The sequence below is a fragment of the Methanothermobacter sp. genome (assembly GCF_049720995.1).
Taxonomy (GTDB): domain Archaea; phylum Methanobacteriota; class Methanobacteria; order Methanobacteriales; family Methanothermobacteraceae; genus Methanothermobacter.
Genome location: NZ_JBNASF010000012.1, coordinates 39,524 through 49,496, shown reverse-complemented (window position 1 = coordinate 49,496; position 9,973 = coordinate 39,524). Strand labels below are relative to the sequence as shown.

Genomic DNA, 9,973 nt, shown 5'->3' with positions numbered 1-9,973 from the left:
TTTTTGGTTCCAGAAAAAAAGGACATGAACAAACAATCATCTCTATACTGGTTTTTTGGTTCCAGAAAAAAAGGACATGAACAAACAATCATCTCTATATCACTCCAGAGACAGAAATGATGCTGCATTAAAAGGTTGAAAAGATTACAGATCAGATGCCAGGTGCCTTGCGAGGCGTCTTGCAAGTGCCATGAGAGTGAGGATTGGTGGGGCCCCCGGTGCCTCAGGCAGGACACTGGCATCGGCCACAAAGAGACCAGGGATGGATGTTTCAAGGTTCTCGTCCACAACATCCCCTATGGCCGCTGTACCCCCCGGGTGGGCTCCACGGGGGCGTGTGGATCGCAGGGTATCTGCCCGCACACCCGCCCCGGATAGAATCGCCCCTGCAAGGGAAGCGCCCTCAGCAAGATACCTCACATCCCTCGGGGTGTGGTGCTTCACAACCCTATCAGCCTCCACACGGCCGCAGGCCTCATCCCTTATCTTGACCATGAGTCCAAGGACATCCCTCCTGTTCCTCTCAGGAAATAGAAGGGTTGAGAAGTGGGGTGCCAGTATGAAGCCATCCATTTCAATGAGAGCATTCATCTGGACCTCATCACAGAATCCAATCCCATCAAGTATGCCCCCCACTGTAACGAAGGTGTCCATGAAGAACCTCCTGCCTGCATCGATACCCGCCCTCATGAGGATTCTGGGGGTTTCAACTGCCCCCGCCGCCAGGACAACTGTTTCATCATGGAAACTACCCGCGGATGTTTCAATACCCTTAATCCTTCCCCCTTCAAGGATCAGATTCCCTGCCTCTGTCCCCTCAACCAGCACCGCCCCGTGTTCAATGGCCTCATCCATGAATTCCCTTGCAGACCATTTGGCACTCCTGGGGCAGCCGAAGGAGCATTTACCGCAGGGTATGCATTTTTCGGGTCTTATGAACTTTGGCATCCTCCTGATTTTGAGTCCAAGGGACTCGGCTGCATCCATGAGGAGTGCAGTCCCCCTCCCAGTGTGTGTATCAGGGAGTTCCCGCACATCAAGTTCCCTCTCGATGGCATCGAGATCGGCTGTTATATCAACGCCATAATCCTTCAGCGTGTCCTCAAGGACTCTGACGGCGTTACCTGCTGCCACCAGGGTCGATCCACCCACGCAGCTTGTTTTGAGAAGGTCAGGGTCATCTGAACTCTCATCGTAGCACATGAATGCATCCCTATCCTGAACGTATGGACCCCTTTCTATTACGGTAACATCAGATCCCCCCACTGCAAGTTCCCTTGCAAGGGTTGCCCCTGAGGCCCCTGATCCGACTATGAGAACCATCAATTCACCTGTTTTTCAGGATCTGAAAACTTTATCTGATTTCATTCAAATAGCATTATGGCCCTTGTAGGGCATGAATTGACACAGAAACTGCATCCTATACATTTCTGGTCGTCAATCCTGATCTCCCAGTCATCCTCGATGTATATGGCACTCACAGGGCAGAGTGAGACGCATGCCCCACAGTCCACGCACTTATCCCTGTCCTTCTTCACCACCCTCATTGCAGGGTGAACCTCAATTCCAGCGCCCTCTATGAACTCTATTCCCTCCTTCTCCTCAGGACCGCTTATCTCAACGAGCATCTTACCTCCACGGGGGGTGATGTTGGCACGGAGTATGTTGAAGTCAATGTCGTACCTCTTTATTGCCTCTGAGATTATGGATTTGTTAACTATATTAGGTGAGAATTTAAGCCAGGCCTTCATATTGACTCTCCCCTGTTTTCCAGTTTTCCTATCAGCCTTGAAATATCCTCTGCTGTGATTATACCCTTCACACGATTTTCTTCATCCACTATCGGTAAACCAGATATATTGTATTTATCTATACGTCTTGCAACAACATCAACCGGTTCATTTTCCCGTGCTACGATTACCCTACGGGTCATTACATCCTTAAGGCTTTTCTTACCCCTTGCAACTGCATCTGCAATGTCCCATGATGTCACAATACCCCTGAGGATGCCCTGGCTGTCAACAACAGGTATATGGTTTATGTTGTTGTTAACCATCTTCCTTGCCACCTCCCTGAGGTCGTCATCCTCATGGGTCATTATGACAGGTTTGCTCTCAAGTTCCCTCACCATTATTGAGGGTCTCCTTATTTCAAGTGGCTTTGTGGAATGTCCCCTTGATGGTAGGTGTTTTAGGGGTTCTGTGAGGAGGAAATCTCCCCTTTCAATCCATGATTTCAGTTCCTCTGCAATTTCCGTTGCCTTTTTAAGTGATGAAAGTGGGGATGTTGGAACCTCAACACCATTTATTTCAATTTTACCAGATTTCAGCTCCTTATAATTTGTTTCCATGACAACCGGTCTTGATCTTCTTGGAACACCGTAATCTATCACCCTGCACACTATCTCCTCATCTGATATTCCTGTTGCAGCTGCTATATCCTCATTGAGCACTGGTATGGGTATTCCCGCCCCAACATAGAGTGTGGGACCGTACCTTGGCATGGTCGCCCCCCTCACGTATTCAGGATCCATCCCCTTCATATCACCCCTGAGCATGAGGGTCCCTGCGGCTGAAACAGGAACACCATTTTTCCTGTCCACATCCGCTGAGTGCTGTGTACCCTCACCGATTATATAGCCCTCTGCACCGCACAGAAATATCCTCGTGCCAACACCTATCGTCTGGAAGTAGGGGTCGTTGATGAGTGGGCTCAGCTCCCCTGCACTTGAATATGTTACATTACCGTAATTTGGAAGTAGTGTTCCCATGTAGGTGTAGAGGGTCTCCTGGGTTGAATTGACGGCAACAGCGTAGTTCTGGTAGCAGTTCCTGGGGTTTACCATGACCGCCTGGTTTATTGTCTCAAGGCTTATGAGGGTTTCCACGCTCTTTAATGGGTAACAGTCGGTACCATAGGCCTCTGCAACCAGTTCTATCTCCTTTCCCCTTATGAGGTCCTCAATGACGTGTGAACCTCCATAGCTGAGGCCTATCTCAGGGTCCCTGTTTGGCTGTGTTGCCCCTATGTAGGCGTCCACAGCTGCAAGACCTGAATATGCCTCCACACCATTCAGGTAGGTTTTTGACATCTTTATTGGTGGATCAGAGTGTCCGAAGTTGAGGAAAGCACCTGATGAGCACATAGCACCAAATGTACCGGTTGTAACAACATCAACTTCCCTTGCAGCAGCTTCTGGTCCGGTTTCAGCCACAATTGCTGTCATCTCAGCTGCAGTTACGACGACAGCATCCCCATCCCTGATCTTCTGGTTTATTTCCTCAATTGTCTTCAATATACCACATCCGGTGCTATCTGTAAAATGAACTGATTAGTTGGTATATGGGTGTTCATTTAAATAATTTATCTACTGACCCCTGGATCCAGTATCTGGCTGCTGCAATGGCATTCTACAAACTTAATCCAATAACTCCACAAACATGCAAAAGAATCATAAGGCTCCACCAACAGATAAACCTAAAGAAACTTCTTGAAGGCTGATGGGAAATGGATATCGATATGGATCATCTGGACAGGGTACTCAGCGTCATAGCTGAGAAGGTTGAATACGCAGATATAAGGGCAGGGGCGTCCTCTTCAGGTTCAATCATACTCAAGGACGGCAGTGTGCAGGAGGTCAAGTCAGGACAGGCTGCAGGGTTCAGGATAAGGGTGCTTAAAAATGGTTCATGGGGATTCGCATTCACCGATAAACCAGAAGAGCTTGAGGAGATGGCAATCCACGCTGTTAGGATGGCAGAATCCCTCAGGGGTGATGTTGAGGTTGGTTCACTGCACCCTCAACACGATAAGACATCCGTTAAATCATCAAGGGTCCCCTCAGATGTTCCAGCAGATGAGAAACGGGAGCTTGTATTTGAGGCTCACCATGCGGCATCGGTTGATGGAATTGTGAGCACCACCGTGAGTTACGTTGATATGGAGAGTTCAACCGTTTTCCTCAACTCTGAGGGATCCTGCATTGAGATGGCAGATTCAAAGGTTGCCCTCTTCCTCAATGCCGTTGCATCCGACGGTACCAGCATCCAGTTTGGTCATGGTAGCTGCGGAGGTACAGGAGGATTTGAGATACTTGAACGGGAGGACATCGAAGAATTCGGGCGCAGGACAGGTGAGAAGGCGGTGAGGCTCCTATCAGCAGATTCCCCCCCATCAGGGCGCTTCCATGTGATAACAGACCCTGAACTTACAGGTGTCTTCATACATGAGGCCCTGGGACATGCCGCCGAGGCCGACCTCATACTTCAGGGTGATTCAATCCTTGAGGGCAGGCTCGGTGAGAGGATCGCCTCAGAGTCTGTGACCATAGTTGACGATCCCACAATTGATGGTTTTGGCAGTTACAGCTACGATGCAGAGGGTGTAGGTGCATCAAGGACAGTTCTTGTGGAGAATGGCACTCTAAGATCACTCCTGAATTCCAGGGAAACAGCCTTCAAGCTTGGACTTGAACCATCAGGAAACGCACGTTCAGCCATAGGGGACCAGCCCATTGTCAGGATGAGCAACACATTCCTTGAACCAGGAGAACTATCATTTGAGGAACTCATTGAGGATGTGCGTGACGGCATCTACCTCAGGGGTTCAAGGGGAGGGCAGGTTGATACAGGTAAGGGGATATTCCAGTTCAACGCGGCTGAATCATTCAGGATAAGGGATGGTGAGATATGCGAGCCCCTCAGGGATGTTTCACTCTCAGGGAACGTTCTTGAGACCCTGATGAACGTTGATGGTGTTGGGTCGGACTTCAAGCTGGGGATTGGCTTCTGCGGCAAATCAGGACAGAGCGTCCCTGTGGGTGATGGGGGACCCCATGTAAGGATACTGAATGCGATGGTTGGTGGAACATGAAATCCATATCAAGAGAGGAGGGAAGGCTGCTTATTGAAACCGCAAGGAGTGTTATTGAGGAGCACCTCCACGGCTCTGAAACCTTCAGATTACCAGCGGATATTCCTGATAAATTCAGGGAGAACAGGGGAGTATTCGTTACACTGGAGAAGAATGACAATCTCAGGGGATGCATAGGTTATCCTGAACCGGTAAGGCCCCTAATAGATGCCCTAATCGACGCCGCCATATCCGCGGCCACACGTGACCCCAGGTTCCCACCTGTTGAACCCGAGGAACTTGATGAGATAGAGGTTGAGGTCAGCGTCCTCACACCACCCACCCCCCTCAGGGTTGAAAATCCCGCTGATTATCCCCTGAGGATAAGGGTTGGTGTTGATGGCCTCATCGTTGAGAGGGGATGGGCCAGGGGCCTTCTACTGCCACAGGTTGCAACAGAGTGGGGATGGGATGCTGAGGAGTTCCTCTGCAACACCTGCATGAAGGCTGGACTTCCACCTGACTGCTTCTATGACCCCCAGACAAGGGTTTACAGGTTCCAGGCACAGATATTCCGTGAAAGGGATTACAGATAAAAACCCGGAATCATACCCCTGAGGTTCACCGCATAAATAAGTACATTCCAGAATTATTAATGGAGAAAAGTGATTTTCATGATAATACCAACAGTTCCAACAGCAGATGAACTCCTTGATAAGGGGTTCAGGAGGGCCAGAAAGGCCGCATCTCTCAAGAGGAGTTCAAAGATTCCTGGACAGAAAAAGGCCAGGATAATTGAATCCACACGCATCCAGACAGCATGCCAGGTTATAAGGGACCGTCTGAAGATGATCATCCAGCGCATACCCGATATAGAATCACTGCCAGAGTTCTATCAGGACTACATCGATGTAACCGTCGGTGTGGATGACCTGAAAAAGTCCCTTGGGGCTCTTAACTGGGCTGTTGGAATACTCAATCAGCTTGAATCGGATTACATGAAGAAAATCAAACGTTCTAAACCATCAGATGCATCAAATCTGAGAAGGGAGGCGTTCGGAAGGATATCCTCAGTGGTAAGAAGAATCGAGGCTGACCTTGACTTCCTTGACTTTGCAAAGAACAAGCTCAGGAACATGCCAACCGTGGACTTCGACGCATTCACGGTGGTTATAGCAGGGTTTCCAAATGTCGGAAAATCCACACTCCTCAGGACACTGACCGGTGCAGAACCAGAGGTTGCTGATTACCCCTTCACCACCAAGGGTATACAGATAGGTCACCTTGAACGTAAATGGAGGAAAATTCAGGTGATAGATACCCCCGGGCTCCTTGACCGGCCGGTTGAGGATATGAACAACATTGAACTCCAGGCCATGGTTGCCCTTGAGAACATAGCCGATGTCATACTCTTCATATTTGACGCCTCAGAAACCTGCGGATACACACTCGAAAACCAGTACAGCCTTTATCTTGGTATAAAGGGCGTCTTTGACACCCCAATCATCACGGTTTTCAACAAGATGGACCTTGCAGAAAATGTTAAGTATCTGGAAGAATATATTAATATGGTTGAGGAACCACTGATGGTGTCTGCATTCAAGGGCAGAGGGGTCTCCGAGATAGTAAAAAAACTGGAGGGTTTATATGAAAAAGAAACTGGAAAAACCCATGACAATGTTTGAGAAGAGAAGGCTGATGGCCGAGAAAATGATGGAGGATATGATAAAGAACATGAGAGAGATGCAGAAGGACTTCGAGAAGAAGATATCAGAGTACACCGAGAACATACCCGAAAAACTGAACATGGACGTCATAGAAACAGATGACCAGATAATCATAAAGACTGACCTTCCCGGTGTTAAGAAAGAGGACATAAACATAGAACTCACAGAAAATACCATATCCATCTCTGCAGTCTTTGAAGAGGAAGTTGAGGTCCAGGAGGCCAATTTCGTCAAAAAGGAAAGGAAGTATGGTGAAGCAAGAAGGGAGATGAGGCTCCCTGAAAAGATAAAGGTCGAAGAGGCCAAGGCCAAATTTGAAAACGGCGTCCTTACAGTTGAGCTCCCCAAGGTGGAGGTCAAAAAGAAACAGGTCCTCAAGGTGGAATGAACCACCTATTTTATTTTGTTTCCAGCCGGCCTAAGACCAATCTCACCATCAACTAAAAAACAGATTCATACCAGTACCCTGAATAAAGAAAAATCTATTAGTATCTGACCTTGCCGATGTGCCTTGTGCTTCCTGGATCCTCACCATTGAAGTGGGCAAGGTAGTATACGAACCACTCAAGGGGAACTGCAAGCACAAATGGTGATAGCAGTGGACTGAGGTCAGAGTAATCAGACATCCTGAACACTATGTTAAGGGCTCCAAGACTCTCACAGAACCTCAGGGCCCTCTCTGTAAGCTCATCACCTGGGAAGCCCGACTCAAGGAATATCACAGGCACCCCCCTCTCCACCCTCTCAATGAGTCCATGCCTGAATTCACCAGAATAGAGTGGACACGCATGTTTGAGCGCCCCCTCCATGAGCATGGTCATGGCAAGCTTGTATGCCAGTCCATAGTTCGGACCGCTGCCCATACAGTAGAATATATCCTCCCCTGCATGCTCCTCTGCAAGACCCCTGCAGTCATCCTCGGTGTCCCTCAGGAGCCTCCCAATCTCATCAGGTAGCTCCTCAAGTTCTGAGAGCACACCCTCGGATACCTCATCGGTGTGAATGCCAAACAATATCCTGTAGAGGGCCAGGAGCTGTGTCATGTAGGTCTTGGTGCCAAGTATGGCCTCCTCCCTGTCGCAGCGGGTTATTATGGTTCTCCGGGACTCAGAGGCCATGTTACTTTCAGGTTCATTTGTGATCGTAACAGTTTTAAGTCCAAGTTCAGTGGCCCTTCCAAGTGCCGCGAGGGTATCTGCCGTCTCCCCGGACTGGGATGTGAATATAACCACAGAGTCCCTCTCCTCAATCTTCCTGTGGTAGTAGAATTCATAGCCGGTCATGACATCAATGTTAAGCTCATAGTTCATTGCAACTGCATCCCTTGCACTGTAGCATGTGGACAGTGAACTTCCACAGCCAACAAGGTATATGCGCCTGCAGTCAGCAATCTCATCAGATATCTCGGACATCCGGTCCCCCTCAGCTTTCAGGGTCCTTTTAAGTGATCCTGGCTGTTCCATGAGCTCTGTGTACATCCGGTACTTCATTTCATCTCCCCAAAAGTTTTTCATAATCCTCTGCTATTCCAAGGGCCGCCTCTGCAACTTCAACGGCATTTTCTCCAGTGAGGACGACCATCGGCTCCTTACCCCATGCACCCCTGTGGTATATGACATCGGGGGGTGATTCTGAGTTTCCTATGGCCTCCTCAACACCCCAGGGTATGGTGCCACCCTCGATCTCCCGCACAGCTGGTGGTTCCCGGCTACGGTCATATGATGAGACCACCATTCCATGGTCATCACAGATATCAATTATGCTCTCATCAAATTTAATATTAAGTGCGCTTCTCTTCCAGGGAAAGTGCCTGTTGAGGGCTATTATGAAGCGTGCCATGTGGGACGATGCCCCGAATTCAGGTTCCCTGCATGCGAAGGCCCTCCCGCGAAACTCTGTGATTCTGCCGGGTACCGCCACAACATCCTCAATACCACGGGGGTTTTCCCTTGCCATTACAAGGTTTGACCTCACCTCGGGTATGAGAATCCCGAAGCATTCCGAGGATGATAGCATATCAAGGGCAAGCTTAACGTTCTCTATTTCCATGATATCACTCAAAGAGAATATTCCAGTAAAATAGTTATAGGCAGACCATTAATTTATAAGTATAAGTTTTGAGGTGTCAGTATGAAGAAGGTGAAGGAATTCAGGGGTATAAAGGAACATCTCGGTGTATTCCGGGAGGCTGTTAAGGATGCTGATAGGATAGGCTTTGCAGGTGTACCAGGAGTCTGCACACCCTTTGCCCAGCTATTTGCATATGCCTCAAGGGACAAGGATAACATATTCATACCCAATACAGACTTTGAAAGGGCAAGAGCACTGAAATTAACAGAGTACGGTGTTGAGCTTGGTGAAATGAAATCTGAAAAGGTTGATGTCCTGGTGCTGCTTGGGGGGCTCTCAATGCCAGGTATCGGATCAGACATTGAGGATGTTAAAAGGCTCGCTGATGATGCCCTTGCTGAGGGAGGAATGCTCATGGGAGTATGCTACATGGACATGTTTGCAAGGGCCGGATGGTACGACCTACTGGACTTTGACTGTGTCATAAACGCAGATATAGAGGGTTTCGTCCTCAGAAGGTGATGGGTATCGATTTGAAGAGAAAACATGAAGATGGGGTGTCATCCGAGGGCACAGGGTACACCGCCGAATCCAGTCTCAGGGTCCTTGATATGGTCCCTGGACAGCTATATGAGACCATAGTTGTATCATGGGATGAATCAATGGGGGGAAATGCTGCCCCCATCGGAGTCCTCTGCACCGGTGAGAGGAGTGTGACCCTCTACCTGTATCCTGGAACCCACACCCTTGAGAACATACTCGGAAACAGGATATTCACTGTGAACGTGACCCTGGATCCCCTCATATTCACCGAGGCCACCCTTGGTGAGCTGGGGCATGAGATGTTCTCATCCCACAGAGGGTACCTTCACCTCCGGGGAGCCGATGCATTCTTCACCGCAGAGGTTGAATCCGTTAAGAAGGTTGTGAGGACCGACAGTTACGGTGAAACAGAAATCCACATCGTGAATGCCGGGATCAAGGAGATTCTAAGGGGTGAAGATTTCAGGATGGTCCTCAACAGGGGAATATACGCTGTTATAGAGTCCCTCATAAATTACACCCGGGCCGGCTTCATGGACCCCCACGACCTGATGGACCGGATCAGGGAAATGAACAGGGTCGCAAGGAAGGTTGGGGGACCCCGTGAACGGGAGGCCATGAAAATGATAATAAGGGAACTTGAGTCGAAGGGTTTTAAGTGACCATCAACTGGAACACATCAGGATAATAAGGGAACTTGAGTCGAAGGGTTTTAAGTGACCATCAACTGGAACACATCAGGATAATAAGGGAACCTGAATGGATCTAAGTCATCATAAACC

11 protein-coding genes are annotated in these 9,973 nt (G+C 48.9%); 6 read left to right on the top strand and 5 right to left on the bottom strand.

What is annotated here, in order from left to right:
- Positions 1–144: 144 nt before the first annotated feature.
- Genes ACPLJI_RS05255 through ACPLJI_RS05245 form a run of 3 tightly spaced genes read right to left on the bottom strand, consistent with a single transcriptional unit; the run spans position 145 to position 3,295 of the window.
- Positions 145–1,323, bottom strand: coding sequence for a GMC family oxidoreductase N-terminal domain-containing protein (locus ACPLJI_RS05255; protein ID WP_424730827.1), 1,179 nt, complete (start codon positions 1,321–1,323; stop codon positions 145–147).
- Between the two features lie 41 nt (positions 1,324–1,364).
- Positions 1,365–1,751 carry a 4Fe-4S dicluster domain-containing protein gene (locus ACPLJI_RS05250; RefSeq protein WP_424730825.1) on the bottom strand — a complete coding sequence of 129 codons (387 nt, stop codon included), beginning with the start codon at positions 1,749–1,751 and terminating at the stop codon, positions 1,365–1,367.
- Entirely contained in the window at positions 1,748–3,295 is a 1,548-nt protein-coding gene (locus ACPLJI_RS05245; protein ID WP_424730824.1) for a homocysteine biosynthesis protein, read from the bottom strand. Before ACPLJI_RS05245 ends, ACPLJI_RS05250 begins: the two co-directional genes overlap by 4 nt.
- A 212-nt stretch (positions 3,296–3,507) precedes the next feature.
- Between ACPLJI_RS05245 and ACPLJI_RS05240 the strand changes: the two genes are divergently transcribed.
- The 4 genes from ACPLJI_RS05240 (at position 3,508) to ACPLJI_RS05225 (ending at position 6,966) form a co-directional block, all read left to right on the top strand.
- Positions 3,508–4,872 (top strand): TldD/PmbA family protein, encoded by a 1,365-nt coding sequence (locus tag ACPLJI_RS05240; RefSeq protein WP_424730823.1) that lies wholly within the window; start codon positions 3,508–3,510, stop codon positions 4,870–4,872.
- Positions 4,869–5,447, top strand: a complete 579-nt coding sequence (locus ACPLJI_RS05235; RefSeq protein WP_424730822.1) for a TIGR00296 family protein — start codon at positions 4,869–4,871, stop codon at positions 5,445–5,447. Before ACPLJI_RS05240 ends, ACPLJI_RS05235 begins: the two co-directional genes overlap by 4 nt.
- Positions 5,448–5,525: 78 nt before the next feature.
- Entirely contained in the window at positions 5,526–6,536 is a 1,011-nt protein-coding gene (locus tag ACPLJI_RS05230; protein ID WP_424730821.1) for an NOG1 family protein, read from the top strand.
- A complete protein-coding gene (locus ACPLJI_RS05225) occupies positions 6,499–6,966 on the top strand; it encodes an Hsp20/alpha crystallin family protein (protein WP_424730820.1) in 468 nt (155 codons plus the stop codon). The genes ACPLJI_RS05230 and ACPLJI_RS05225 overlap by 38 nt, the downstream gene beginning before the upstream one ends.
- A gap of 97 nt (positions 6,967–7,063) precedes the next feature.
- Here the strand turns inward: ACPLJI_RS05225 and ACPLJI_RS05220 are convergent, their stop codons facing one another.
- Both ACPLJI_RS05220 and ACPLJI_RS05215 read right to left on the bottom strand, forming a co-directional pair.
- Positions 7,064–8,068 carry an SIS domain-containing protein gene (locus tag ACPLJI_RS05220; RefSeq protein ID WP_424730819.1) on the bottom strand — a complete coding sequence of 335 codons (1,005 nt, stop codon included), beginning with the start codon at positions 8,066–8,068 and terminating at the stop codon, positions 7,064–7,066.
- A gap of 1 nt (position 8,069) precedes the next feature.
- Positions 8,070–8,627 carry a thiamine-phosphate synthase family protein gene (locus ACPLJI_RS05215; RefSeq protein ID WP_424730818.1) on the bottom strand — a complete coding sequence of 186 codons (558 nt, stop codon included), beginning with the start codon at positions 8,625–8,627 and terminating at the stop codon, positions 8,070–8,072.
- A gap of 81 nt (positions 8,628–8,708) precedes the next feature.
- On the opposite strand from ACPLJI_RS05215, the gene ACPLJI_RS05210 reads away from it, so the two are divergent.
- Positions 8,709–9,170: a DUF2124 family protein gene (locus tag ACPLJI_RS05210; protein ID WP_424730817.1), complete on the top strand. Its 462-nt coding sequence runs from the start codon at positions 8,709–8,711 to the stop codon at positions 9,168–9,170.
- Positions 9,170–9,853: a DUF447 domain-containing protein gene (locus ACPLJI_RS05205; protein WP_424730816.1), complete on the top strand. Its 684-nt coding sequence runs from the start codon at positions 9,170–9,172 to the stop codon at positions 9,851–9,853. Before ACPLJI_RS05210 ends, ACPLJI_RS05205 begins: the two co-directional genes overlap by 1 nt.
- Positions 9,854–9,973: the final 120 nt, after the last annotated feature.

Excerpts from the sequence above, each read along its gene's own strand:
- ACPLJI_RS05215 (WP_424730818.1), bottom strand. The coding sequence starts at position 8,627 with ATGGAAATAGAGAACGTTAAGCTTGCCCTTGATATGCTATCATCCTCG.
- ACPLJI_RS05250 (WP_424730825.1), bottom strand. The coding sequence starts at position 1,751 with ATGAAGGCCTGGCTTAAATTCTCACCTAATATAGTTAACAAATCCATA.
- ACPLJI_RS05230 (WP_424730821.1), top strand. The coding sequence starts at position 5,526 with ATGATAATACCAACAGTTCCAACAGCAGATGAACTCCTTGATAAGGGG.
- ACPLJI_RS05255 (WP_424730827.1), bottom strand. The coding sequence starts at position 1,323 with ATGGTTCTCATAGTCGGATCAGGGGCCTCAGGGGCAACCCTTGCAAGG.
- ACPLJI_RS05220 (WP_424730819.1), bottom strand. The coding sequence starts at position 8,068 with ATGAAGTACCGGATGTACACAGAGCTCATGGAACAGCCAGGATCACTT.
- ACPLJI_RS05205 (WP_424730816.1), top strand. The coding sequence starts at position 9,170 with ATGGGTATCGATTTGAAGAGAAAACATGAAGATGGGGTGTCATCCGAG.
- ACPLJI_RS05210 (WP_424730817.1), top strand. The coding sequence starts at position 8,709 with ATGAAGAAGGTGAAGGAATTCAGGGGTATAAAGGAACATCTCGGTGTA.
- ACPLJI_RS05240 (WP_424730823.1), top strand. The coding sequence starts at position 3,508 with ATGGATATCGATATGGATCATCTGGACAGGGTACTCAGCGTCATAGCT.
- ACPLJI_RS05225 (WP_424730820.1), top strand. The coding sequence starts at position 6,499 with ATGAAAAAGAAACTGGAAAAACCCATGACAATGTTTGAGAAGAGAAGG.
- ACPLJI_RS05235 (WP_424730822.1), top strand. The coding sequence starts at position 4,869 with ATGAAATCCATATCAAGAGAGGAGGGAAGGCTGCTTATTGAAACCGCA.